The 24,500-nt window shown below is 57.7% G+C and carries 21 protein-coding genes; 15 read left to right on the top strand and 6 right to left on the bottom strand.

The genetic code is table 11. From position 1 onward, the window contains the following. Window positions 1-26 precede the first annotated feature (26 nt). Both U2949_RS04210 and U2949_RS04205 read right to left on the bottom strand, forming a co-directional pair. The gene (locus tag U2949_RS04210) at window positions 27-461 is read right to left on the bottom strand and encodes a hypothetical protein (protein ID WP_026485129.1); all 435 of its coding nucleotides are present in this window, start codon (window positions 459-461) and stop codon (window positions 27-29) included. A gap of 246 nt (window positions 462-707) precedes the next feature. Then, a complete protein-coding gene (locus tag U2949_RS04205) occupies window positions 708-2,087 on the bottom strand; it encodes an MFS transporter (RefSeq protein ID WP_321286322.1) in 1,380 nt (459 codons plus the stop codon). A 306-nt stretch (window positions 2,088-2,393) separates the two neighbouring features. Here U2949_RS04205 and U2949_RS04200 point away from each other — a divergent pair, with 306 nt between their 5' ends. Together U2949_RS04200 and gloA are read left to right on the top strand one after the other, a co-directional pair. Continuing rightward, window positions 2,394-3,317 (top strand): LysR family transcriptional regulator, encoded by a 924-nt coding sequence (locus U2949_RS04200; RefSeq protein ID WP_321286320.1) that lies wholly within the window; start codon window positions 2,394-2,396, stop codon window positions 3,315-3,317. Window positions 3,318-3,354: 37 nt separating this feature from the next. Next, window positions 3,355-3,828, top strand: a complete 474-nt coding sequence (gloA, locus tag U2949_RS04195; protein WP_321286317.1) for a lactoylglutathione lyase — start codon at window positions 3,355-3,357, stop codon at window positions 3,826-3,828. A gap of 124 nt (window positions 3,829-3,952) precedes the next feature. Here gloA and U2949_RS04190 read toward each other — a convergent pair whose 3' ends face one another. Further along, entirely contained in the window at window positions 3,953-5,497 is a 1,545-nt protein-coding gene (locus U2949_RS04190; protein WP_321286315.1) for a UbiD family decarboxylase, read from the bottom strand. Between the two features lie 96 nt (window positions 5,498-5,593). On the opposite strand from U2949_RS04190, the gene U2949_RS04185 reads away from it, so the two are divergent. Further along, on the top strand, window positions 5,594-6,433 hold the full coding sequence (locus U2949_RS04185) for a lytic transglycosylase domain-containing protein (protein ID WP_009455145.1): 840 nt from the start codon (window positions 5,594-5,596) through the stop codon (window positions 6,431-6,433). Window positions 6,434-6,527: 94 nt separating this feature from the next. Here the strand turns inward: U2949_RS04185 and U2949_RS04180 are convergent, their stop codons facing one another. Beyond that, entirely contained in the window at window positions 6,528-7,688 is a 1,161-nt protein-coding gene (locus U2949_RS04180; protein WP_321286313.1) for a pyridoxal phosphate-dependent aminotransferase, read from the bottom strand. A gap of 142 nt (window positions 7,689-7,830) precedes the next feature. Here U2949_RS04180 and U2949_RS04175 point away from each other — a divergent pair, with 142 nt between their 5' ends. From U2949_RS04175 to U2949_RS04160, 4 genes are all read left to right on the top strand, one after another. Further along, window positions 7,831-8,730 (top strand): hypothetical protein, encoded by a 900-nt coding sequence (locus tag U2949_RS04175; protein WP_026485134.1) that lies wholly within the window; start codon window positions 7,831-7,833, stop codon window positions 8,728-8,730. A gap of 217 nt (window positions 8,731-8,947) precedes the next feature. After that, a complete protein-coding gene (locus U2949_RS04170) occupies window positions 8,948-11,242 on the top strand; it encodes an NADP-dependent malic enzyme (RefSeq protein WP_026485135.1) in 2,295 nt (764 codons plus the stop codon). An 8-nt stretch (window positions 11,243-11,250) separates the two neighbouring features. Continuing rightward, window positions 11,251-12,447 (top strand): patatin-like phospholipase family protein, encoded by a 1,197-nt coding sequence (locus tag U2949_RS04165; protein WP_026485136.1) that lies wholly within the window; start codon window positions 11,251-11,253, stop codon window positions 12,445-12,447. Further along, on the top strand, window positions 12,447-12,914 hold the full coding sequence (locus tag U2949_RS04160) for a barstar family protein (protein ID WP_009455142.1): 468 nt from the start codon (window positions 12,447-12,449) through the stop codon (window positions 12,912-12,914). The genes U2949_RS04165 and U2949_RS04160 overlap by 1 nt, the downstream gene beginning before the upstream one ends. Before the next feature lie 3 nt (window positions 12,915-12,917). Here the strand turns inward: U2949_RS04160 and U2949_RS04155 are convergent, their stop codons facing one another. Next, window positions 12,918-13,646, bottom strand: a complete 729-nt coding sequence (locus tag U2949_RS04155; protein WP_009455141.1) for a 16S rRNA (uracil(1498)-N(3))-methyltransferase — start codon at window positions 13,644-13,646, stop codon at window positions 12,918-12,920. 194 nt (window positions 13,647-13,840) lie between these two features. Between U2949_RS04155 and tkt the strand changes: the two genes are divergently transcribed. The 3 genes from tkt (at window position 13,841) to U2949_RS04140 (ending at window position 18,165) form a co-directional block, all read left to right on the top strand. Continuing rightward, window positions 13,841-15,886, top strand: coding sequence for a transketolase (gene tkt / locus U2949_RS04150; RefSeq protein ID WP_321286310.1), 2,046 nt, complete (start codon window positions 13,841-13,843; stop codon window positions 15,884-15,886). A gap of 12 nt (window positions 15,887-15,898) precedes the next feature. Further along, window positions 15,899-16,912: a type I glyceraldehyde-3-phosphate dehydrogenase gene (gap, locus tag U2949_RS04145; protein WP_009455139.1), complete on the top strand. Its 1,014-nt coding sequence runs from the start codon at window positions 15,899-15,901 to the stop codon at window positions 16,910-16,912. A 62-nt stretch (window positions 16,913-16,974) separates the two neighbouring features. Beyond that, window positions 16,975-18,165 (top strand): phosphoglycerate kinase, encoded by a 1,191-nt coding sequence (locus tag U2949_RS04140; RefSeq protein ID WP_051316433.1) that lies wholly within the window; start codon window positions 16,975-16,977, stop codon window positions 18,163-18,165. Between the two features lie 70 nt (window positions 18,166-18,235). Here the strand turns inward: U2949_RS04140 and U2949_RS04135 are convergent, their stop codons facing one another. Continuing rightward, window positions 18,236-19,078, bottom strand: coding sequence for an NAD-dependent epimerase/dehydratase family protein (locus U2949_RS04135; protein WP_321286306.1), 843 nt, complete (start codon window positions 19,076-19,078; stop codon window positions 18,236-18,238). 75 nt (window positions 19,079-19,153) lie between these two features. Between U2949_RS04135 and U2949_RS04130 the strand changes: the two genes are divergently transcribed. The 5 genes from U2949_RS04130 to U2949_RS04110 all read left to right on the top strand — a co-directional run bounded on the left by U2949_RS04130 (window position 19,154) and on the right by U2949_RS04110 (window position 24,369). After that, window positions 19,154-20,596 carry an aldehyde dehydrogenase family protein gene (locus U2949_RS04130; protein ID WP_026485140.1) on the top strand — a complete coding sequence of 481 codons (1,443 nt, stop codon included), beginning with the start codon at window positions 19,154-19,156 and terminating at the stop codon, window positions 20,594-20,596. A 137-nt stretch (window positions 20,597-20,733) separates the two neighbouring features. Further along, window positions 20,734-21,492: an SDR family oxidoreductase gene (locus tag U2949_RS04125; protein WP_321286303.1), complete on the top strand. Its 759-nt coding sequence runs from the start codon at window positions 20,734-20,736 to the stop codon at window positions 21,490-21,492. 80 nt (window positions 21,493-21,572) lie between these two features. Further along, on the top strand, window positions 21,573-22,202 hold the full coding sequence (gene mog / locus U2949_RS04120; protein WP_051316435.1) for a molybdopterin adenylyltransferase: 630 nt from the start codon (window positions 21,573-21,575) through the stop codon (window positions 22,200-22,202). An 81-nt stretch (window positions 22,203-22,283) separates the two neighbouring features. Beyond that, window positions 22,284-23,348, top strand: coding sequence for a class II fructose-bisphosphate aldolase (fba, locus tag U2949_RS04115; protein WP_009455128.1), 1,065 nt, complete (start codon window positions 22,284-22,286; stop codon window positions 23,346-23,348). A 139-nt stretch (window positions 23,349-23,487) separates the two neighbouring features. Next, complete coding sequence (locus U2949_RS04110; protein WP_009455127.1) at window positions 23,488-24,369, top strand: phosphoribosylaminoimidazolesuccinocarboxamide synthase; 882 nt, start codon at window positions 23,488-23,490, stop codon at window positions 24,367-24,369. Window positions 24,370-24,500: the final 131 nt, after the last annotated feature.

Genomic DNA, 24,500 nt, shown 5'->3' with positions numbered 1-24,500 from the left:
CAGGACGTTTTTTTTGGGCTGCGTTTTTATAGTTTGGGCAGCAGGTACTTTTCAAAGAGCCATTTCAAACCATACAAGGCTCCGAAAATAATCGCGGCAATGGCCAGAAAATCTGCGCTGAAAACGCTTTGCTGTTTATGGGACAGCTCCATATAAACGTGCTCGTCAGCGGGCCGGGCGTAAGTCATGGGAATGGAGGTCTTGGGTAAAGTGGCCTGCAAGACGACATAGCTGCCATCGTCAGCCGCTTGCATCAGCAGCTCGTCCACCTGTGTGGGAACCAGACCGTCTTGATGTCCTGGCTTGCATAGCTGCCGGGTTCCCTGAGCCCAGTTGTCATTACTCTCGGGGCAGGAGGCCTGGATGCGGTAGCCATTGCTGAATTGAACCGTCAGCCACCCTTGGGCATGCGAGTCGGCGTCGCTGCTTACGGTTACGTCGGTGAGGCTGATGGTGGTCATGGTGCAAATCCCTTGGGCAGTGCAAGCGCATTCTTCAGTCTGCTTAAGGCAGGAGGTGAGTCTATATTTGACGCGGGCTATAGAAGGCTATTCTATAGAAGCCGGTATGGGAATACTGTTTCTGTATGGGCAGAATCAGCTTTATGTGAATTGCTTTTAATGTAAATCAATGCTCTTTTTCCATAAAAAAACAGCCCTGTAAAACAGGGCTGTTGATTGCGGAAAACCAGCGGGAATAAAGAAGGCTTAACTGGCGCCTGCCTTGCCCATGCTGACGGCCGGTTTGGCATCATGAGCCGGTTCGGTGTGGTAGCGGCGCAAAGGCTTGTTGGCGGTTTCGGGCATCAGCACCGTCACCCAGAAAAAGCACAGAGCCGCGACTACCGTGACGTAAAACGCGGGAGCCAGATAGCTGCCTGTTTGCGCCGTCAGCCAGATGGCCAGGTAAGGTGCGGTGCCCCCGAAAATTGCGAAGGTGATGTTGTAGCACATGCTCGAAGCGGTATAGCGCATGTCGGTCGGGAACATCTCCGAGAGCAGGGTGACGGCCACCACGCTGGCTGCCACCTGACCAATGCCGATAATCAGCATGCCGAAAATGGCGGCCTCCAACGAAGCTCCCTTGCTGACGATCATATAGGCCGGAATGGTGAACAGCGCATGCCAGACAGCGGCAAATTGCATCATGCGACGGCGACCCACCCGGTCCGAAATCACACCGGCAATCGGGGTCAGGGCGGTGACGAACAACAGGGCAACCATGTTCGCGGTCAGGGACTGGACGGAGGACAAGCCGATGACCGTGCGCAGGAAGGTGTTCATGTAGGTAGAGAAAATGTAGAAGGACAGGGCGTACAGCACGATAAAGCCGCCCAGTTTCACAATATTGGAACCCTCTGCCTTGAAGACCTGAGACGCGCTGTAGCTGAGCTGACCTTTTTTCTCCGCGCGCATCTGCTGGAACTCGGGCGATTCGGCCAGATGATCCCGAATGAAGAAGGCCACAATGCCCATGGGAATGGCCAGCAGGAAGATGGTGCGCCAGCCCCAATCACCCATGGCCTCGGTGCCGACAATGGCGGCCAGGCCAGCGCTGATCCCGGCTGCCAGTGCAAACGCAAAGTACGTAGCACCGGACATGGCCCAGGCGTAGGAGTTGCGTTTGTTCATGGGGCTGTGTTCAACGGTGTAGATGGTGGCGCCCGTATATTCGCCACCGGCCGACAGCCCCTGAATACAGCGGATGATGATCAGCAGAACCGGAGCCCAGATGCCAATGCTTTCATAGGTTGGAATCAGACCAATGGCGGCGGTGGACCCGGACATCAGCAAGACGGTCAGGGCCAGAATCTTCTTGCGGCCAATGCGGTCGCCCAGCCTGCCAAAGTAGATGCCGCCCAGGGGGCGAACAATAAAGGACACCAGAAATACGGCAAAGGTGGCCAGCAGGCCCGCCATCTTGTCTTCCGAGGGGAAGAAGTTTTGTGCGATGTAGACGGCCATATAGCCGAACAAGGCAAAGTCAAACCATTCAACGATCGTACCGGCCGCTGAACCCATCATTACTTTCTTGATGTGACCTGTATCGGTATGTTCCGATTCGGCCACGGTGCTTTCCCTTTGCATACTTATGTCTCCTCAAGTATTGGGACTATCTGTTTCTTGAAATCAAACCCTGTGGGGGTAGCTGGTTTTTTTATTATTTCTACGTGTCTATCTTTTCTTGGTATTGGTTGAAAGCTCGGCTAGAGCATCGGCTGCAACAGGATGAGTTCCTCCTTTCCGTGGGGCTGGGCATCCGGTCCTGGCATGCTTGCAAAGCGCCATCCAGTGCGTGCTAGATAAGCTAATCCTCTGCAAATTGCTTGTCCATTCACTATTCGCGCACTATTATTGATCGCGATGTTATCAATCTAAAATATGAGCGAAACCATGATTCCCGCACGCCTGGATTTGCATCACCTGCGCGCCTTTAAAACGGTGGCCGAACAGTTGCATTTCAAGAAGGCGGCGGAGCTGCTGCACATCACGCAACCGGGCCTGACGCGCATCATCAAAAAACTGGAGGATGATTTGCAGGTGGACCTGTTTGAACGCAGCACCCGCCAGGTCAAGCTCACAGCGGCAGGCTTTTTACTGCTGCAGGAAATCGAACAGGTTTTTGTGCATCTGGAGCGCGGTATCGAGCAGGCCCAGAAAGCCAAGTTTGGCGATATCGGACACCTGATCATTGCCTATAACGACTATGCGGTGCAGGACGTGCTGCCCAGAACGCTGGAGCACTTCAAGCAGCAGTATTCGAACATCACAACCGATTTGTTATATATGCCCACGCAGCAGCAAATTCAGGGCTTGCAGCAGGGCAGCCTGGATCTGGGCTTTGGCTTTGCTTTCTCTGATGACCCCGAGGAACTGGGCGTGCTGTGGAAGCCGGTATGTCGTGATGATCCCATCGTTCTTTTGCAGAGCGATCATCCTTTGGCAAAAGAAAAATCCATCCCCTTGGTGGAACTGGCCAATGAGCGTTTTGTGGTGGGCAGCAAGACGCATTGGCAGGTCTGGCGGCGCTATTTCTATTCCCTGTGTCGACATGCCGGTTTTCATCCCAATTCCGTGCAGGAAGCCAGCACCATTACCGGCATCATGAGCATGGTGGCGGCCAATATCGGCATTGCCGTTTTGTCGCAGTCCTTGCGCAAGTACGTGCACCGTGATCTGGTGGCGATTGATCTGGACTTGTCGGGCCAGCATCCGCAGTCCTTCATCAACATCATGTGGCAGGAAAGCAATGCCAATCCCTGTGTGCCTTTATTCATCCAGACAATCTCGTTGGAGCTGATGGCAGCCAGTGCGTAAGGCTTGAGTATTTCTCATGGACCCTTGATGAGCGGTCATGATGCAAGGAGGGCGGTTTTGCTACATTGCAATTTTCAACCCTCTACCCCTTGCTATGAGCACTTCCCAAATACAGTTTGGCCTTGATCATGTCATGTTGCGTGTCCTGGATCTGGAGCGGTCCCTGGCGTTCTACCGCGATATTCTGGGTATGCATGTGGTGCGCCACACGGACTATGAGTCCGGCCGCTTCACCAATGTGTTTCTCAGCTTTGACCAGAGCACACAGTCCAGTCTGGAGCTGACCTGGAACTGGGATCAAAAAGAGCCGTATGAGAAGGGTGGGGCTTTTGGTCATCTGGCTTTGATGGTCCAGGACGTGCATCAGGCGGTGCGTTATCTGGAGAAGCAGGGCGTCAGGATCAAGACGCCACCTAAACAGATGAATCACGGTAAACGCACTATTGCCTTTGTGTTTGACCCGGATGAGTATCTGATTGAGCTGGTGGAGCCTTTGGCCTTGCCGACCTGATGCTGGCCTCGGGCGTAGCGTTGACTGGCCCGCATTCAAGAGCAGAATAAAACAAAGACCATGCACCGTTGCGGTGATGGTCTTTGTTTGTTTTTGACTGCGGCGGATGAAGGCGCGTTCTGGCTTACAGCCCCAGCGAACTCCACATATCGTCCACTTTTTTCTTGGTGGACTCATCCATCTGGATAGGGGTACCCCATTCGCGCTGGGTTTCTCCGGGCCATTTATTGGTGGCATCCATGCCCATCTTGCCGCCCAGTCCCGAAACGGGCGAGGCAAAGTCCAGATAGTCGATAGGTGTGTTTTCCACCAGCACGGTGTCGCGTACCGGGTCCATACGGGTGGTCATGGCCCAGATCACTTCCTTCCAGTCGCGCGTGTTCACATCCTCGTCCACCACCACGATGAACTTGGTGTACATGAACTGGCGCAAGATGCTCCAGACACCAAACATCACGCGCTTGGCGTGGCCTGCGTATTGCTTGCGTATGGACACCACGGCCAGGCGGTAGCTGCAGCCTTCGGGAGGCAGGTAGAAGTCCACAATTTCAGGCAATTGTTTACGCAGCAGGGGCACAAAGACTTCGTTCAGCGCAACGCCTAGAACGGCAGGCTCGTCGGGCGGTTTGCCGGTGTAGGTGCTGTGGTAAATCGGGTTGCGGCGCATGGTGATGCGCTCGACAGTAAAGACCGGGAACCAGTCCTGCTCGTTGTAGTAGCCGGTGTGGTCGCCGTAAGGGCCTTCCAGTGCCATTTCGTAGCTGCTGTCGGCGGGCGGCTTCATGCCTTCGGGGACTTCGGGAGCCAGAGCATCCGGGTGATTGCTGGGCAGGATATGCCCTTCCAGGACAATCTCGGCCCAGGCGGGGACAGACAAGTCGCTACCCAGGGCTTTAGCCACTTCGGTGCGCGAGCCGCGCAGCAAACCGGCAAACTGGTATTCGGACAGACTATCGGGCACGGGGGTGACCGCACCTAGAATGGTGGCAGGGTCGGTGCCCAGGGCAACGGCAATCGGGAAAGGTTTGCCGGGGTTGGTCAGTGCATGATCGCGGAAGTCCAAGGCACCGCCACGGTGGGACAACCAGCGCATGATGAGCTTGTTACGGCCAATCAGCTGTTGACGGTAGATACCCAGGTTCTGACGCTTGGCGTGGGGGCCTTTGGTAATCACCAAGCCCCACGTCAGCAAGGGGGCCACGTCGCCGGGCCAGCACAGTTGCAAGGGGATCTGGTTCAGGTCCACATCCTTGCCTTCCAGCACCACTTCCTGACACGCGGGAGAGCGGACACTCTTGGGGCTCATATCCCACAGGGCGGACTTGAGCATGGACACTTTGGACAGCGCATCACGCATCCCGGTGGGGGCTTGCGGCTCTTTCAGATTGGCCAGCAGCTCGCCAGTGTCGCGTAATGCCGACACATCCTGTGCACCCATGCCCCAGGCGACGCGTTGCGGCGTGCCGAACAAATTGGCCAGGACAGGCATGGCGGCTTTGGCGCCTTGATGCTGGGCGTTTTCAAACAAAAGTGCCGGTCCACCGGCACGCAGTACCCGGTCACTGATTTCAGTCATTTCCAGCGAGGTGGAAACTGGCTGCGTAATCCGCTTCAGATCGCCCTTGGCTTCCAGCTGGGCAATAAAGTCTCTCAAGTCACGGTATTTCACAGAAGAACGGGGCTCCGCTTGCAGATATTTTTGGTTAAGACCTTGAACAGGTTCTAAGGTTAACATCGGGCAGTTAGCAATACTAAGGATGATCCCATGGGCTTCCAAGATATGGACTATGTACTTAGTCGCTCGGCCCGCACCCTGACGTATCGCATCGGTGAGTTTGTGCACGTGTGTGCCATGTACCTGGGCATTGCCGTACTGGTGACGATTGCAGCCTGTGTGGTTGTGCCGTCGATGCGCGCTCAGTTTAACCAGCTTTATACCGGTCTCGTGCAAACCCTGCGCCCCGAGGCGGTGAAATACGATGCGTACAGCCAGGCGGTCTGGCCAGCGGACAAGACACAGCCCAACCTGTCCGAAGAGGGCGAGGACTTGAGCCAGACAGAACAGCAGCAAGCTGTCTCTACTTATCAGGGCTTTATGAAGAACCTGCGTGCTTCGGTCACCGGGCAGCCCATTGCGGGCGTCACGGCGGCTCAGCAGCAGGCCTTGCGCAGCTATTTGGCGCGCAAGTACAAGATTGCCTATTCGGTGGCGGGGGCCTTGATCCACACCGCTTTTATTGTGGGCAAGGAAAAGAACCTGGACCCGCAACTGATTCTGGCAGTGATCGCCATTGAGTCACGCTACAACCCCTATGCGGAAAGTCATGTAGGTGCGCAGGGCCTGATGCAGGTGATGACCAAAGTCCATAAAGAGAAGTTCGATATCTATATGGAAGGGACGCTGGCCGTGCTGAGCCCCGAGGCAAATATTCGGGTGGGTGCGCAGATTCTGTCGGACTGTATTCGCCGCCGAGGGTCTCTTGAAGGTGGCCTTGCCTGTTATGTGGGCGCAACCGGGCCTAGCGATGGCGGCTATGGCGCGAAGGTGCTGGCTGAACGTCGCCGTATTGCCTTGGCCTCGGGCATTCCGATCCGGGCACGCTAAGTGGTCTGAATGGAAAAAGAAATCGGGCCTTGCGGCCCGAAATACTTTACTGGAGTCGGGCGGCATTGCCCGGCGGACTGAAACGATGCCGGGCTTAGCGGCCCAGAAATTGTCCCAGACGACTGATCGCTTCCTGCAAGCGGTCCATGCCAGTGGCGTAGGACAGGCGCAAGGTATAAGGCGCGTGGGCCGTACCGAAGTCCCGGCCCGGCACAGCGGCCACTCCGGCTTCGTGCAGCAGTTGCTGCGAGAAGGCATCGCTGTCCTGACTGTATTCACGAATATCCGTATAAATATAGAAAGCGCCATCCGGGCGCACGGGTACGCGCAGGCCCAGACGCTCCAGCTCGGGCAGCAGATAATCACGACGTTGCTTGAAGGCCAGGCGACGCTCTTCATAAATCGCCATGGTTTCAGGCTCGAAGCAGGCCAGGGCGGCATGTTGGGCCAGGGAAGGAGCGCAAATCGCCAGACTGGCAGCCATGCGCTCGCAGGCTTCTGTCATCCAGGTGGGCAGGATCAACCAGCCAAGACGCCAGCCCGTCATGTGGAAGTACTTGGAAAAGCTATTGATAACAATAATGTCCTGATCCAGGGTCAGGGCGCTGAGCGGCGCTTCTTCATAAAACAGACCCAGATAGATCTCGTCCATGATGATGAAGCCGTCACGGACGCGCACTTCCTTGATCAGTTCTTGCAGGGCAGGGCGGGAAATCGTTGCGCCAGTGGGATTGTTGGGCGACGCAATCAGAACGCCGCGGGTCTTGGGACCCCAGTGCTCGCGAATATGCTGGGCGCTTAGCTGAAAGCGTTCGTCCGCTGAGGCCGGGATCAGGCGGGCCGTACCACCGGCTGCCATGATGAAGTTCTGGTTGGCCGGGTAGGACGGATCGGGCATCAGCACTTCGTCACCAGGATTGATCAGAGCCAGCGTAGCCAGAGACAGGGCACCGGATGCGCCGGCCGTGACCACAATACGCGAAGGGTCGACACGGGCCTGGAACTGTTGCTCGTAATACAGGGCGATGCGTTCGCGCAGAGCCGTCAGACCGGCAGGAGCGGTGTACTGACTCAAACCCTGATTGCTGGCCTGATGCAGCGCATCGACCACGGCTTGCGGGGCGGTGAAGTCCGGTTCGCCTATGCCCAGGCTGATAATGTCGCGGCCCGTGGCCTTCAGGGCATTAGCCTGTTTGAAGAGTTCAACAGCATGAAAAGGAAGAACATGTTCGGTACGACTGGCGAGGCGGGACATACGGCAAATCTCGGGTAAAAAGTGTATTGTAGGACCTTGCTCAAAAGGGCGTCAGGTGGCTGTGGCATGTGCGTGTGCCCTGTAGGGGTGCAAACCGGCGGGCCAGTGAGACTCAAGTTTAGGTTTGTTGCAGGAAAAGTCTATGGTTTCTTCGTCGCGGCGTGCATTTTTGATGGGGCGTCGTCCTCCCCAAACAGCTTGGCAGACATTTTGTTCGCGCCTGAAAGCCCGAGTTCAGGGCGAATGGTCCGAACTCAGCGCTGAACTGCATCATGAACAGGCTCGTCTGGAACCCGCTTCCAGTGCGGACGTGCATATGGTGTTGACGCTGGCCGCCGAGTACGGTGTGACGGTGTGTCTGGAAGGCGTGCCGCAGGCCAGTGAAACCGATGGCCCCATGATTGTCCTGGCCCCAGGCCGGCAGATGGCCCGCTGTGATCGTCTGGAACCGAATTCCAATCGCTGGTTTGTTCAGCCCGGCTGTCTGCTGGGTGAAATGGAAGCCAAAGGTTTTCAAGGACTGGCCAATGCGCCTGCCGGGATGACCGTGGCCGCCTGGCTGGCGGATCGACGCCAGCATGACTGGCCTAGCGGTCGCACCGCCTTGTCGGGCGTGTTGCACTGCTCGGTCATTCTGGCTGACAACACGCAGGCAGCCTTGGGTCCCTTTGGTCAGGAAAACCGCAACCCGCTTGATAGCCTGCGCATGCAGCAGTTGATTCCGGCCCTGTTTCAATTGATGGGTGAATCCGAAACGCAGGCCTTGAGACAAGAGCAATGGCCTTGCCGCTATAGGCTGGATGCGCTGGAGCCGGTTGAGGGCGAGGGCATCAATCTGGCTCATCTGATGCTGGGCCACGGCGGTGATTTGGCCTGGGTGGAATGGCTGGTGCTGGATGATGCCGTTTTAAGCGGCTCGGACCCGCAAGATTGGTCCTGGCCGAATCAGGAGCAGCCCTGGCAAGCTCAGGATGTGGATAGCCGCATCAAAGCTCTGTTTGATCCAGCGGACCGATTTTCCTATCCGGGCCAGACGCTATAAGTTTGTCCTGGCCTGTGCTTGACCCATGTTGTAACTCAAGGGCTAGAATGGTCCTTGCTTTGCCCTTGAGGGCCAGGCAAGGTGACCGGGGTTTCTGAGACAAGAACTGCATTCAGCGTATCGAGCCACGTGCTTGTTTGAATTCACGCTGACAGGCAATGGCAGCGTTCTGGCGATCCCGGTCCGTTTTAAATGGATTTTTGGATGGGTATACAGCATGGACGCCAATTTTCGGAAAGCAGCCCTGGAATATCACGAGCAGGGCAGGCCCGGAAAGTTATCGGTCACGCCGACTAAGCAACTCTCCAACCAGCGCGACCTGGCACTGGCCTATTCGCCCGGTGTGGCGGCCGCGTGTGAGGAAATCGTCAACGACCCGCAAAATGCCTTTCGCTACACCGGTCGGGGCAATCTGGTTGGGGTGATTTCCAACGGCACCGCTGTGCTGGGCCTGGGCAATATTGGCGCGCTGGCTTCCAAGCCGGTCATGGAAGGCAAGGCCGTGCTGTTCAAGAGCTTTGCGGGTCTGGATGTCTTTGATATCGAGATCAATGAAACCGACCCAGACAAGCTGGTGGACATTATTGCCGGTCTGGAGCCGACCTTTGGCGGTATCAATCTGGAAGACATCAAAGCACCCGAATGTTTCGAAGTGGAGCGCAAGCTGCGCCAACGCATGAGCATTCCTGTTTTCCACGACGACCAGCATGGCACCGCCATTTGTGTGACGGCCGCCTTTCTGAATGGCCTGAGCGTGGTGGAAAAAGACATCAAGCAGGTCAAAGTGGTGACTTCGGGGGCCGGTGCGGCCGCGCTGGCTTGCCTGGACCTGATGATTGATATGGGGCTGCCGCTGGAAAATGTCTGGGTTACGGATATTGATGGCGTGTTGTACGAAGGTCGTCCTGGCAATCCCGTGCCCGAGCTGGCCCGCTTTGCCAAGCAGACCGACGCCCGCATCCTGAATGATGTGATTGAGGGGGCCGATGTCTTTCTGGGCCTGTCCGCCGGTGGCGTGCTCAAGCCCGAGATGTTGAAGAAAATGGCTCCCCGGCCCCTGATTCTGGCCTTGGCCAATCCCAATCCCGAGATCCTGCCTGAAGATGCCCACGCTGTGCGTGACGATGTGGTCATGGCAACCGGCCGTTCGGATTACCCGAATCAGGTCAATAATGTGCTGTGCTTCCCTTATATCTTCCGTGGTGCACTGGATGTGGGAGCCACCACGATCACGCGCGGCATGGAGAAAGCCGCTGTGCTGGCTATTTGTCAGTTGGCGCGTGAAGAGCAGGATGAAGGCGTAGCCGCTGCTTATGGTCTGGAGGAGGTTTCTTTTGGCCCATCCTTCTTTATTCCCCGTCCGTTTGATTCACGCCTGATCGTGCGCATTGCGCCTGCCGTTGCCAAGGCGGCGATGGACGAGGGCGTGGCGACGCGTCCGATAGCGGACTTGAAAAGCTATATCTATCAGCTGCGTCAGTTCGTCTACAAGTCCGGCTCCTTCATGAAGCCCATCTATTCGCTGGCCCGTGGCCTGGTGCAGGACGGCGCCAAGTCCCGTGTGGTCTTTACCGAGGGTGAGGACGAGCGTGTATTGCGCGCCGTGCAGATTATTGTGGATGAAGGTTTGGCCAGCCCGATTCTGGTGGGGCGTCCGGCTGTCCTGCAGCAGCGTATTGAACGCTATGGCCTGCGCCTGCGTCTGGGCATTGATGTGGAAGTGACCAACCCCGAGCAGGATGATCGTTTCCACCGTTACTGGACCAGCTATTGGGAAATCATGTCCCGTCGCGGTATCAGTAAAGAGATGGCGCGTGTGGAAATGCGTCGTCGCCCAACCTTGATCGGCGCCATGATGCTGCACCTGGGTGATGCCGACGGCATGATCTGCGGCACCGTGGGGCGCTATGAGAACCATCTGGAACTGGTCGATCAGGTGATTGGCAAGGCTCCCGGCGTGGAAACGTATGCGGCCATGAATATTCTGCTGCTTAGCGAGCGTACCGTGGCCTTGACGGACACGCACGTGAACCACGATCCCGATTCGGACCAGGTGGCCGAGATCACCTTGGCCGCGGCTCGCAAGATGCGTCAGTTCAATATCGAACCCAAGGTGGCCTTGCTGTCCAGCTCCAACTTCGGCACCAATGATTCGCCTGCCGCCGTCACCATGCGGGGTGCGCTGGAGCGTGTGCGCAAGCTGGACCCCAGCCTGGAAGTGGACGGGGAAATGCACGGCGACTGCGCACTGGATGAAAAGGCCCGCCATCAAATCCTGCCCACCTCGGCCCTGACTGGCGAGGCGAACTTGCTGGTGTGCCCGAACGTGGAGGCAGGCAATATTGCCTACAACCTGCTCAAGACGGCTGCCGGTGGTAACGTGGCAATCGGCCCCTTCCTGTTGGGGGCACGAGCACCGGTTCACATCATGACGTCCACTTCATCGGTGCGCCGTATCGTCAATATGACGGCGGTCACGGTAGTGGATGCCAACGTCGCTACTGAAGGCTGATACCTACCATGATCCAGCGCTCTCCCGCTCCAGTGGCATTGGTCCTGAATGGGGGCGGGGCGCGCGGTGCGTATCAGGCCGGGGTGCTGGCCGGTTTGCTGGAGCTGCTGGACCCTGATCGCAACCCTCAGTTTCGCAATCCCTTCGATATTATTTGTGGCTCTTCGGCAGGCTCCATCAACGCTGCCGGATTGGCGTGCCGCGCCGACAGGCCTCATGAGGCTGTAGACCATATACAACAGCTGTGGGGCTCGTTGCGCACCAACGATATCTTTCATGCTGACCCTTTGCAGTTACTGGCGACCAGTGTGCACTGGGTGGCCACGCTGGCCTTGGGCTGGCTGGCACCGCGTCTGCGTGACCATGTGCCGCACTCCATGCTGGATAATTCGCCCCTGCGCGACCTGCTGGAAGAGAGCCTGGACTTCGACCGCTTGCAGCGCAATCTGGCCCAGCAGCATGTGGGCGCGCTGGCGATTACGGCAGCGGCCTATACCACCGGTGAGCACCTGACTTTCTATCAGTCTGACGAGCGTATTCGCCCCTGGACGCGCAATCTGCGCCGTGCCATCCCCGGTGTCATCGGGGTGGACCACCTGATGGCTTCCAGCGCCATTCCCTTCATGTTTCCGGCTCAGTCTCTGCAAGTGGGCAGGCAAACCCAGTGGTGCGGGGACGGGACGATGCGTCAGTTGGCACCCATCAGTCCGGCCATTCATCTGGGAGCGCACAAGGTGCTGATTGTGGGTACCGGGTACGCCGACAACACCTATCACGAACAGGAATCCAGGGATCCGCCATACCCCTCTTTGGCGCAGATCAGTGGCTATGCTTTATCCAACATATTCCTCGATAGTGTGTCAACGGATATTGAGCGTATGGAACGCATCAATACATTGCTTGCCTATATGCCTGCAAATGTATTACAAAGCCAATCGCTGCGTCCTGTCAGCACGTTTGCCATCACCCCCAGCCGCTCGCTGGATGAAATTGCCACTCGGCATATTCATCAGATGCCAACTGCTGCACGTACCTTATTTCGAGTACTTGGTGTATCTTCAAAGTCCGGTCCGACCACAGGCGGTGCATTAATTTCATATTTGTTATTCGAGTCCGGCTACACCCAAGAGCTGATCGAGTTAGGAAAGACCGATACCATGAGTCGTCGTGAAGAAGTGTTAGCGTTTTTTAAGGAAGCGTCCTGATGAGCCAATCCCTGACTTTGCAAGAAGCTTTGCAACAAGGCGGTGTGCTCGACGCAACGGGCCTGACGGCTGCTGATTTTCTGGAGCAGGCACAGGACCAGGGGCTTACCGCCCTGGAAGTAAGTTGCGATCGTGCGCGCAATCGTTCCGCTGTGCTGCGAGCAGTCGCCAAGGCTGTCGATTACCCTGAGTTTTTTGGTGGCAATCTGGATGCGCTCTACGATTGCCTGTGTGACACCGTGCTGGATCAGAAAGCAGGCCTGGCCCTGTGGCTGGACAATCTGCACAGTGGTGATCCTGCATTGGAAAAAGACGCCCAGGCTATTTTGGGCGTGTGTGAAGATGTGCATGCCTGGGCCTCGAACAACGAGCGCCGTTTTGTATGTGTCGTTCTGCACGCTGGCAAGCATCCTGACCCTGAACCGGGTGAGACCCCTGCTTCCTACTCCAGCCAGGACGAAGAATAAGCCTTATTCCCAGCCTTGCAAGGCGCTGATCGCTGCTGTCAGCGCCAAGGCGGCGGTTTCGGTTCGCAGCACGCGGTGCCCGAAACGAATCGCCTGAGCCTGGGCACCCAGTGCCACCTTCTGCTCTTCGGGCGACCACCCGCCTTCGGGGCCAATCAAGATAGTCATGGCCTGATCTTGCGGTCCGATGGCTTGCGCCAATTGCTGGGGCGCATCGGGATCACAGAACAGATGCAGGCCAGTTTCCGCCTCGCGGAAGTATTCGGCCAATGTCAGCGGCGCTGACAGTTCCATCAAGCGGTTGCGACCACACTGCTCGCTGGCCGACTCAATCACTCTTTGCCAATGGCCCATGCGCTTGGCCTGCCGCTCCGCGTTCAGTTGCAGCACGCTACGTTGTGCGCGAATCGGCACAAAGCGGCTGACGCCCATTTCCACGGCTTTTTCAATAATCCAGTCCATCTTGTCGCTGGAGGCAATGCCTTGCAGCACCGTTATACGACCGGCCAGCTCGCGGACAGGTGTTTGGGCATCGCCCAGGCTGGCAAACCCTTTCTTGCCATCAATGCGCAAGGTGGCGGGGTACTGGGTTCCGCGCCCGTCAAACAGGACAATGTCCTGACCGTCCTTCAAACGCAGCACCCGGATAGCGTGATGCGCCAGAGCCTCGGGCAGGGCGATCTCGGTCTGGGCCGTCAAGTCCAGGGGGTGGTAGAAACGGGGAGCTGCCATATCAAGACACCATCAAGCATAAAAAACCGCACAAGCATACCGTACCCAGGCTTGGGGAAGAAAGCGCAAGGCCCCAGCTCAAGTGGGGGCGATTTAGCGCCAGCAATGCTAAAATAGCGCGTTTTATAAACTAATCAGGGCCGTGAGCCGTCCGCCTGTCGGAATTGTCGCGCCGCCGCCCCAATGAGCTTCTAATGGATATTGCGTCAGCCTCTGATAAAACCCTAGCCAATGCCATCCGTGCCTTGTCTATGGATGCCGTGCAACAAGCTAATTCGGGCCACCCCGGTGCGCCCATGGGCATGGCCGATATCGCCCAGGTTCTCTGGTCCCGGCACCTGAAACACAACCCTGCCGACCCTGCCTGGTTTGATCGCGACCGTTTTGTGTTGTCAAACGGCCACGGTTCCATGCTGATCTACGCTTTGTTGCACCTTAGTGGCTACGACCTGCCCATGGACGAGCTGCGCAACTTCCGTCAGATGCATTCGCGCACTCCCGGCCACCCTGAAGTGGGTATTACCGCGGGCGTGGAAACCACCACAGGTCCTTTGGGACAGGGTTTGGGCAATGCTGTTGGCTTCGCATTGGCTGAAGCCTTGTTGGCGCGCGAGTTCAACCGCGAAGGCCATGAAGTGGTCGACCACCTGACCTGGGTTTTCGCTGGCGACGGCTGTTTGATGGAAGGTATCTCGCACGAGGCTTGCTCCTTGGCCGGTACCTGGAAACTGTCCAAGCTGGTCGTGATGTACGACGACAACGGCATTTCCATCGACGGTAAGGTCGAGAACTGGTTTGGTGACGATACGCCCGCCCGTTTTGAAAGCTACGGCTGGAACGTGATCCGCGCGGTTGACGGCCACGATGCCGCGTCGATCAATAGCGCGATTGAACAGGCTCGCCGCAACGCGAAAGAGGGCACGGGTCCTACCCTGATTTGCTGCCGTACCGTGATCGGCAAGGGTGCTCCTAACGCCGCCGGTTCCGAGAAGGTTCACGGTGCCCCACTGGGCGCTGATGAAATTGCCGCCACCCGTGCAGCACTGGACTGGAACCACGGACCGTTTGAAATTCCTCAGGAAGTCTACCAAGGTTGGGATTGCCGCGAAAAAGGCGGCGCCCAGCAAGCGGAATGGCAAAAGCGCTTTGACGCTTACAGCCAGGCTTACCCTGAACTGGCCGCAGAGCTGACTCGCCGTCTGAAAGGCGAGCTGCCTGCCGACTACAGCGCTAAAGTACAGGCCTTTATTGAAGAAACCGCTCAGAAGGCCGAAACCATTGCGTCGCGTAAAGCCTCGCAATTGGCCATCAGCGCCTTGGTCAATGTGCTGCCAGAAATGCTGGGTGGTTCGGCTGACCTGACCGGCTCGAATTTCACCGATTGGAAGGGTGCCGAAGCCGTTCGCGCCCACGCCGACGGTGTGCATTTTGGCCGCCACATCAACTACGGTGTGCGTGAATTCGGTATGGCCGCCATCATGAATGGTCTGGCTCTGCACGGTGGTTACCTGCCTTTTGGCGGTACCTTCCTGACTTTCTCCGACTACTCGCGCAACGCCATCCGTATGGCTGCCTTGATGAAGCAGCGTGTTGTGCACGTATTCACCCACGACTCCATCGGTCTGGGCGAAGACGGTCCTACACACCAGTCCATCGAGCACGCCAACAGCCTGCGTTTGATCCCCAACCTGCATGTCTGGCGTCCTTGCGACACCACGGAAACGGCGGTGGCCTGGGCTTGCTCGGTCGAGCGTCCTATCAGCATCGGTATGGACGTACAGGACGGTGGTCCTAGCGCCTTGCTCTTGTCGCGCCAGAATCTGCCTTTCGTCGAGCGCGATGCGCAAACCATCCAGAACATCCGTCGTGGTGGCTACGTGCTGCGTGATGCGCAAGATGCGCGCGCCATCATCATGGCAACTGGCTCGGAAGTGGGTTTGGCGCTGCAAGCACAGGAGCAGCTGGCTCAGCAAGGTATTGCGACCCGTGTCGTGTCCATGCCTTGTACCAACCTGTTCGACGCGCAGGACAAGCAGTGGCGTGATCAGGTCCTGACACCCGGCATCCCGCGTGTTGCGGTTGAAGCCGGTACCACAGGTCTGTGGTTCAAGTACGTGGGCCTGGAAGGCGCTGTAGTGGGTATCGATACTTACGGCGAATCCGCCCCGGCTGGCGTCCTGTTCAAGCATTTTGGTCTGACAGCAGAGAAGGTCGCTGCGGCCGTTCAAGAAATTTTGTAATTGGAGTCTGACATGACGATTCGCGTCGCAATCAATGGTTATGGTCGTATCGGCCGCATGATCTTGCGTGCCCACTACGAGTACGGCAAAAAACACGATATCGAGATCGTGGCCATCAACGCCTCGGGCGGTGCCGAGATCAACGAACACCTGACTCGCTATGACTCCGTGCATGGCCGTTTCAACGCTGATGTGTCGCTGGATGGCGATCATCTGGTGGTCAACGGCGACCGTATCCGCCTGTTGAGCCAGCGCGATGCGCTGACCCTGCCTTGGGCTGAGCTGGGTGTGGACGTGGTGCTGGAATGTACCGGCGCTTTCACCACCAAGGAAAAGGCCGGTGAGCATATTCAAGCCGGTGCCAAGAAAGTCATCATCTCGGCCCCCGGTGGCAAGGATGTGGACGCTACCATCGTGTACGGCGTGAACCATGACATTCTGAAGAGCACCGATACCGTTATCTCCAACGCATCGTGCACCACCAACTGCCTGGCTCCCCTGGTTGCTCCCTTGCACAAGGAACTGGGTGTGGTCAGCGGTCTGATGACCACCATCCACGCTTACACCAACGACCAGGTCCTGACCGACGTGCGTCACAAGGACATGCGCCGTGCTCGTTCGGCCACCAGCAGCATGATCCCCACCAAGACCGGCGCGGCGGCTGCCGTGGGTCTGGTGCTGCCAGAACTGAATGGCAAGCTGGACGGTTACGCCGTGCGCGTTCCCACCATCAACGTGTCCATGGTTGACCTGACTTTCGTGGCCAGCCGCAACACCAGCGTTGAGGAAGTGAATGGCATTCTGAAGGCAGCGTCGGAAGGCGCCATGAAGGGCATTCTGGACTACTGCACCGAACCTCTGGTTTCCATCGACTTCAACCACACCACCGCTTCCAGCACGGTTGATTCCCTGCTGACCAAAGTGACTGGCGGCAATATGGTCAAAGTGGCTGCCTGGTACGACAACGAATGGGCTTTCTCCATTCGTATGCTCGACAGCACCATCGCACTGATGTCGGCCAAGTAAGATCTGAATAGCAGGGGCGGGATTTCCCGCCCCTGTCACGTTAATTCCCAGAACAAAAAATCATGTCTACAAGCATCAAGACCTTGTCTGCGCTGGCCGAAACGGACGCGCTGCGAGGCAAGCGGGTATTTATCCGCTCTGATCTGAATGTCCCCCTGCAAGACGGACGTATTACCGAAGATACGCGCGTGCGTGCCTCGGTGCCTGCCATTCGCATGGCGCTGGATGCCGGCGCAGCAGTAATGGTCACGTCTCACCTGGGTCGCCCCAAAGAAGGCGAGTGCCAGCCTGTGGATTCGCTGGAGCCAGTGGTGCAACGTTTGTCCGAGTTGCTGGGCATGCCCGTTGAGCTGCGTCGCAATTGGCTGGATGGCGTGCAAGTGTCGCCCGGTCAGGTGGTCTTGCTGGAGAACTGCCGCTGCAATGTGGGTGAGAAGAAGAACGATCCCGAGTTGGCTCGTAAAATGGCAGCCTTGTGTGACGTTTACGTAAACGACGCTTTCGGTACGGCTCACCGTGCTGAAGCGACTACCGAAGGTATCGCCCGCTTTGCCCCCGTGGCTTGCGCCGGTCCCTTGCTGGAAGCCGAGTTGAAGGCCCTGGGCCGTGCCCTGAATCAGCCTGCACGTCCTCTGGTCGCGATTGTGGGTGGTGCCAAGGTGTCCACCAAACTGTCCATCCTGCGCGCTTTGGCTGAAAAGGTTGACCAACTGGTGGTCGGTGGCGGCATTGCCAATACCTTCATGATGGCCAGCGGCCTGTCCGTGGGCAAATCTCTGGTGGAAGAAAGCCAGCTGGAAGAAGCCCGCGAAGTGATCCGCATCATGAAAGAGCGCGGTGCAGAAGTGCCTATCCCTGTGGATGTGGTGTGCGCCAAGTCCTTTGCAGCTGATGCAGCGGCTGAAATCAAGACTGCTGATCAGGTTCAGGACGATGACATGATTCTGGATGTGGGCCCGCAAACAGCTCAGCAGATCGCTGACATCATCGCCAAGGCTGGCACCGTGGTCTGGAACGGCCCTCTGGGCGTGTTCGAGTTCCCGGCGTTCGCACAAGGCACGGAAACCCTGTCGCGTGCGATTGCAGGCTCCAAGGCCTTCTCGATTGCTGGCGGTGGCGACACACTGGCCGCGATTGCCCAGTTCAATATCGGCGAAGATGTGGACTACATCTCCACCGGCGGCGGTGCATTCCTGGAATTCCTGGAAGGCAAGCGTTTGCCAGCCGTGGCTGCGTTGGAAGACAAGGCTTAAGCTGGTCTTTGCTTCGTAGGAAAAAGCCAGTCAACGAAAGTTGGCTGGCTTTTTTGTTTGGTCTGAAAGCTTAAGCCCCATCTTTAATCAACTGAGCATACCCTTGCATCGCATCCGGCCAGTCCAGCTGAAAGCCGCTGTCCAGCAGTCGCTGGTTGCTCAGGCGTTTGCCCCCTTCATTGGACTGACGCCGTTCGGGGTGGGCTACCTCCAGCAGATCTGCCAGTCCGTCATACAGTTCAGTAATCCGATAAGGGCGGCTATCCGTGCCTATATAGCAGGGGAAGGGCGCGGGAGTACGCAGCAGGTGCCAGCAGGCACGCGCGGCGTCTTCAATATGCAGACGGTTGGCCCAGTGCTCCGGATCGTCCGGCACGGTGGCACGGCCTTCACGCAGGCGGTCCAGCAATTGGGTGCGTCCTGGCCCGTACAGGCCGCTTGGGCGGATGACGACGGCTTGGGCCGGGATGCGGTGGTGCAGCAGCTGCTCGGCCTCCAGCAGTACTCGGCCATTGAATTGCGTAGGCTCTGTGGGCGAGTTCTCGTCCACCCATTCAGTGCTCGGCCCGTAGACGGCGCTGGACGATACAAAGACAAAGCGTTTCAGGGCTTTCAGGTCCAGCTCGTTGAGCAGGTTTTCCAGACCGTGCAGAAATACCCGCTCATAAGCAGCCTGGCTACGCTGGTCGGGAGAGACAGCGTAAAGTACGTGGGTGATTTTGCGGTGTTTCAGGCGCAGGGAGGTGGGCTCGCTCAAATCGGCTTCCACCCATTCAATTCCGCTGTGATCGTCCAGGGGGATGTGGCGGCGCAGGCCGATCACCGGCCATTCGTGATGGCGGGCCAGCTTCCCGGTGCGGGTGCCCAGATCGCCAGCGCCCGCTAAGAGCAAAGTACGTTGTCGAGAGTCCAAAGCAGCAAGTCCTTGAGTAGAATGATCTCGAGCAGGGCTCGATTGGCTGAGATAACAATAGCATTGGAGGCGGTCATGGAGTGTCGCAATTGGATTGACGGACAGCAACTTGGCGCGGAGGGCGGTGGTTTGCTACCGGTTATCGACCCCTCCACAGGCGAGACCTTCGCCCGCTTGGCACAATCGTCCGAGGTGGATATTGATTGGGCCGTACAGGCCGCCCGACGTGCCAGCCAGGGGCCGTGGAGCCGCCTGACTGCCGCTCAGCGCAGCCAGTTATTGTTGCGTTGCGCTCGAACTTTGTCTGATGCCCGAGAGGAGCTGGCGCGGCTGGAGTCTCGCGATACCGGCAAGCCTTTGCGTCAGGCCCAGTCCGATGCTGCTGCCATTGTCCGCTATTTTGAGTTCTATGCGGGCGCGGTGGACAAGTTGCATGGTCAAACCATTCCGCTGGGCTGGGAGATGACGGCCTTTACCTTGCGTGAACCCTTGGGCGTTACCGCGCACATCATCCCCTGGAATTACCCCTTGCAGATCTTCGGGCGCAGCGTAGCCGCGTCCCTGGCTGCGGGTAATACCTGCGTGGTGAAACCAGCAGAGGATGCCAGCCTGTCCTTGCTGCGCGTGGCCGAGCTGTTGCACGAAGCAGGTTTACCAGCGGGAGTGCTGAATATCTGCACGGGGCTGGGGAGTGAAGCCGGGCAGGCTCTGTCCGCTCATCCGGATATCAATCACATTTCTTTTACCGGCTCTCCCGGCACGGGCCGTCAGGTGGCCTTGCAAGCAGCCCAGAATTTTGTGCCGGTCACTTTGGAGCTGGGTGGCAAGTCTCCGCAAATCGTGTTCTCGGATGCGGATCTGGATGCTGCTTTGCCGGTTGTGGTCAATGCGATTGTGCAGAACGCAGGCCAGACCTGCTCGGCAGGGAGTCGAGTGCTGATTCAGCGCGCTATTTATGGTGACTTTACCGAGCGTCTGGCCGAAGCCTTCAAGGCGCTGCTGACCGGGGCAGCCAGCGACAATCTGGATTGCGGGCCCCTGATCAGCGCGCAGCAGCAAGCGCGGGTGCGTTCCTATCTGGAAAATCTGGACCAGGACGGCATTGTGGTGCTGGCGCAAGGCAAGCTGGATTCCAAGGCCCCAGCAGGCGGCTTTTACCAAGTGCCTGTTTTATTGGGCCATGTGCCTGTTGAGCATCGTCTGGCCCAGGAGGAAATCTTCGGCCCTGTTCTGGTGGCTCAGCCCTTCGGTACAGAGGAAGAAGCCATCTCCATGGCCAATGGCACGCCTTACAGTCTGGTGGCCGGGGTCTGGACCCGCGACGGGGCTCGTCAAGTGCGTATGGCCCGGCAACTGCGAGCCGGGCAGGTCTTTGTGAATAATTACGGTGCGGCAGGTGGGGTGGAACTGCCTTTTGGTGGAACCGGCCAGTCCGGCATAGGCCGCGAGAAGGGCTTTGAGGCCTTGTACGCCCTGACTTCCCTGAAAACGGTTGCGCTACGTCATGCGGCCAGCTGATCGTAGGGGTATTTAGGGGTAAGCGCGGCTGTGGCGGCTCCGGTTTTCTGGCAGCATGGCAGCTGAACGCTAAACAGGTTTCACCGATGGCGGCGCAAAGCCGCCATTTCTATATAAAAAAGCAGAAGGAGACAAACATGCGATTGCAAGACAAAGTGGCTATCGTGACGGGCGGTGCATCGGGCTTTGGCCTGGGCATTGCGCAGCGCTTTGCACGCGAAGGAGCGCGTGTACTGATTGCCGACCTGAATGCAGAGCAAGGGCAGGCCGCAGCAGCCCAGATTCAGATACAGGGTGGTCAGGCCATTTTTGCCGCTTGCGATGTCTCGCAAGGGGACGAAGTTCATGCCCTGTTGGATATTGCCCTGCGCGAATGCGGCGGGCTGCATATTGTGGTGAACAATGCGGGCACCACGCATCGCAACAAGCCATTGCTGGAGGTCAGCGAAAGCGAGTTCGATCTGGTCTATGCCGTCAACGTGAAAAGCATTTACTGGACCGCGAAGCACTTTGTGCCCTATCTGCGGGCTCAAGGTTCGGGTTCTTTCATCAATATTGCGTCGACCGCTGCCTTGCGTCCGCGCCCCGGATTGGTCTGGTACAACGGCACCAAAGGCGCGGTGGTAACGATCAGCAAGGGTATGGCGGCCGAGTTGGGGCCGGATAACATCCGGGTGAATTGCATTAATCCGGTGATTGGTGACACGGCGTTGCTGGAACAGTTCATGGGTATGCCCGATACGCCGGAAAACCGCAGCCGTTTTCTGGCAGGAATTCCGCTGGGACGTTTTTGTACACCCAAGGACGTGGCAGCGGCAGCGCTGTATCTGGCCTCGGACGAGGCCGAGTTCATTACTGGCACGTGCATCGAAGTAGACGGCGGCCGTTGTATTTAAGCCCCACTGCGATTCGTTACAATCGTGCTATTGGCAGGCCCGTTCAGGGCCTGTAGTTTATTTCGCTTCCAAGGAAAAGCATGACATTCAATCGACAGTCTCCCCGCGAGCATCCGGATCAATTGCGTATCGGCTTGGTGTCGGTTTCGGATCGCGCCTCCAGCGGACAGTACCAGGATCAAGGCTTACCGGCGCTGCGCAGCTGGCTGGACTCCGCCTTGACGGTAGCGCCTGCCTATCTGGAACGGCTGATTCCTGACGAGCGTGCCCAGATTACCGACACTTTGATCGACTTGGTGGAAGCGGGTTGCGACCTGATTTTGACCACGGGCGGCACTGGTCCGGCGCGTCGCGACGTGACGCCGGAGGCCACTCTGGATGCTGGAACGCGCGAAATGCCCGGTTTCGGTGAACAGATGCGTCAAATCAGTTTAAAATTCGTACCAACAGCGATTTTGTCGCGGCAAGTTGCGGTCATCCGAGAAATTCAGGACCACGCTGCTCTGATTATCAATCTGCCTGGGCAGCCCAAAGCCATTCAGGAAACTCTGGAAGGATTACGGGATTCAGAAACCGGACAAGTATTGGTGCCGGGTATTTTTGCAGCAGTCCCGTATTGCATCGACCTGATTGGTGGGCCTTACGCACAAACTCACGAGCATGTGGTCAATGCGTTTCGCCCCAAGTCGGCGCGTCGGACCGCCAGTTAATACGCTTACAAACAATCGGCTGTGCACGGAACCGTGCCCGGCCAAGTTTTTCAATTATTTTAGTCTTCAGGAGGTCTTCTCATGGCCCTAGTTTCCATGCGCCAGCTGCTCGATCACGCGGCCGAGCACGGTTATGGTATTCCAGCGTTCAACGTCAATAACCTGGAGCAGGTCCAGGCCATTATGGAAGCCGCCTCGGAGACGGACAGCCCCGTCATCATGCAGGCATCGGCTGGCGCCCGTAAATACGCAGGCGAAGCATTTCTGCGTCACTTGATCGAAGCGGCTGTCGAGTCCTACCCCAACATCCCTGTGGTGATGCATCAGGACCACGGTCAGTCCCCCGAGATTTGCAAAGGCGCCATCGAACTGGGTTTCTCCAGCGTGATGATGGACGGCTCCTTGCTGCCCGACGGCAAGACCATTGCCGATTTTGAATACAACGTGGAAGTTACCCGCAAAGTGGTCGAAATGGCTCACAAGCTGGGCGTGACGGTTGAAGGCGAACTGGGCTGCCTGGGTTCCCTGGAAACCATGCAGGGCGACAAGGAAGACGGCCACGGCGCTGACGGCGTTCTGACCCTGGATCAGTTGTTGACCGACCCCGAGCAGGCTGCTGAATTTGTGACACGCACTCAACTGGACGCACTGGCCATTGCTATCGGTACCAGCCACGGTGCTTACAAGTTCACCCGCAAGCCTACCGGTGACATTCTGTCCATCGAGCGCGTGAAAGAAATTCACCGTCGTTTGCCCAATACTCACCTGGTCATGCACGGCAGCTCCAGCGTGCCTCAGGAACTGCTGGCTGAAATCCGCCAGTTCGGTGGCAACATGAAAGAAACCTACGGCGTGCCTGTGGAAGAAATTCAGGAAGCCATCAAGTACGGTGTTCGCAAGGTTAATATCGACACCGATATCCGCTTGGCCATGACCGCCGCCATCCGTCGTTTCCTGTTCGAAAACCCCGAGAAATTCGACCCACGCGAATACCTGAAACCTGCTCGCGAAGCCGCCAAGAAAGTGTGCGTGGCCCGCTACCAGCAGTTCGGCGCCGCCGGTCAGGCCTCCAAGATCAAGGCCATTCCTTTGCAGGAAATCGCCCGCCAGTACAGCACCGGCGAGCTGTCCCAGATCGTTCAGTAAATTTGTCAGGCGGAGCAGGAGTGGGCAGCACGACTGCCCGCCCCGATCTCCGCGTCTTTGCCCGGTGCCGCAGGCGCCGGGATTGTCGTCCCGCCTGCATCCATAGTCAGCGGGATGTTTTCGTTTTAAGGATGAAATCGTGCAAGAGCCCTTACATCAATCCAGCCTGAGCTCCCTGCCGCTACTCGCGCGCGGCAAAGTTCGGGACATGTATGCGGTGGGTGAGGACAAGTTGTTGATTGTGGCCAGTGATCGCATTTCGGCATTCGATGTGATTCTGGACGACCCCATTCCCGGCAAGGGTGCTGTCTTGACGCAGATGACCGAGTTCTGGCTGAACAAGCTGGCACACATCATCCCTAATCACACGACGGGCGTGAACCCGGTTGATGTGGTGGCGCCTGAAGAGCGCGCCCAAGTGGAAGGCCGCTCCATGGTGGTCAAGCGCTTGAAGCCCATCATGGTGGAAGCGGTGGCTCGTGGTTACCTGATCGGTTCGGGCTGGAAAGACTACCAGGCTACCGGCGCGGTATGTGGCATCACCTTGCCTGCAGGCCTGAAGCAAGCGGCCAAGCTGCCTCATGTGCTGTTTACGCCGGCTGCCAAAGCAGAAATGGGCTCGCATGACGAGAACGTGGATTTCGCCCACGTGGTCAAGGAAGTGGGTCAGGAACTGGCCGAGCAGATCCGTGACGTGACCTTGCGTCTGTACACCGAAGCTGCTGACTATGCGGCCAGCCGTGGCATTCTGATTGCGGATACCAAATTTGAATTTGGCCTGGACGATCAAGGCCAGCTGCATTTGATGGACGAAGTGCTGACCCCGGATTCCTCGCGTTTCTGGCCAGCCGACAGCTATGCCGAAGGCATCAGCCCACCGTCTTACGACAAGCAATTTGTGCGTGATTGGCTGGAAACCCAGGTTTGGGACAAGACGCCACCCGCTCCTCGCTTGCCTGCTGAGGTGGCCGAGCGTACGGCTGACAAATACCGTGAAGCCCTGGAACGCCTGACAGCGTGAACGGTTTACAGCCCGGACAGGCGCTCGCCGTAAACGAGTTGCCTGCTCGTCCTTCGCAGGGTGCCAAGCGGCTGCATGTCCTTGGACAACTGTGTCACAGCGAGCCGGGCTTTGGGGGAGGGCGATGGGCA

Source organism: Alcaligenes phenolicus, assembly GCF_032063905.1.
Lineage (GTDB): Bacteria > Pseudomonadota > Gammaproteobacteria > Burkholderiales > Burkholderiaceae_B > Alcaligenes > Alcaligenes phenolicus.
The sequence above is the reverse complement of the archived record's forward strand: the minus strand, read 5'-3'. Positions and strand labels throughout refer to the sequence as shown.

Coding starts and splice junctions, on each gene's coding strand:
- U2949_RS04210 (WP_026485129.1), bottom strand. CDS start 461: ATGACCACCATCAGCCTCACCGACGTAACCGTAAGCAGCGACGCCGAC.
- U2949_RS04205 (WP_321286322.1), bottom strand. CDS start 2,087: ATGCAAAGGGAAAGCACCGTGGCCGAATCGGAACATACCGATACAGGT.
- U2949_RS04200 (WP_321286320.1), top strand. CDS start 2,394: ATGATTCCCGCACGCCTGGATTTGCATCACCTGCGCGCCTTTAAAACG.
- gloA (WP_321286317.1), top strand. CDS start 3,355: ATGATGCAAGGAGGGCGGTTTTGCTACATTGCAATTTTCAACCCTCTA.
- U2949_RS04185 (WP_009455145.1), top strand. CDS start 5,594: ATGGGCTTCCAAGATATGGACTATGTACTTAGTCGCTCGGCCCGCACC.
- U2949_RS04180 (WP_321286313.1), bottom strand. CDS start 7,688: ATGTCCCGCCTCGCCAGTCGTACCGAACATGTTCTTCCTTTTCATGCT.
- U2949_RS04175 (WP_026485134.1), top strand. CDS start 7,831: ATGGTTTCTTCGTCGCGGCGTGCATTTTTGATGGGGCGTCGTCCTCCC.
- U2949_RS04170 (WP_026485135.1), top strand. CDS start 8,948: ATGGACGCCAATTTTCGGAAAGCAGCCCTGGAATATCACGAGCAGGGC.
- U2949_RS04165 (WP_026485136.1), top strand. CDS start 11,251: ATGATCCAGCGCTCTCCCGCTCCAGTGGCATTGGTCCTGAATGGGGGC.
- U2949_RS04160 (WP_009455142.1), top strand. CDS start 12,447: ATGAGCCAATCCCTGACTTTGCAAGAAGCTTTGCAACAAGGCGGTGTG.
- U2949_RS04155 (WP_009455141.1), bottom strand. CDS start 13,646: ATGGCAGCTCCCCGTTTCTACCACCCCCTGGACTTGACGGCCCAGACC.
- tkt (WP_321286310.1), top strand. CDS start 13,841: ATGGATATTGCGTCAGCCTCTGATAAAACCCTAGCCAATGCCATCCGT.
- gap (WP_009455139.1), top strand. CDS start 15,899: ATGACGATTCGCGTCGCAATCAATGGTTATGGTCGTATCGGCCGCATG.
- U2949_RS04140 (WP_051316433.1), top strand. CDS start 16,975: ATGTCTACAAGCATCAAGACCTTGTCTGCGCTGGCCGAAACGGACGCG.
- U2949_RS04130 (WP_026485140.1), top strand. CDS start 19,154: ATGGAGTGTCGCAATTGGATTGACGGACAGCAACTTGGCGCGGAGGGC.
- U2949_RS04125 (WP_321286303.1), top strand. CDS start 20,734: ATGCGATTGCAAGACAAAGTGGCTATCGTGACGGGCGGTGCATCGGGC.
- mog (WP_051316435.1), top strand. CDS start 21,573: ATGACATTCAATCGACAGTCTCCCCGCGAGCATCCGGATCAATTGCGT.
- fba (WP_009455128.1), top strand. CDS start 22,284: ATGGCCCTAGTTTCCATGCGCCAGCTGCTCGATCACGCGGCCGAGCAC.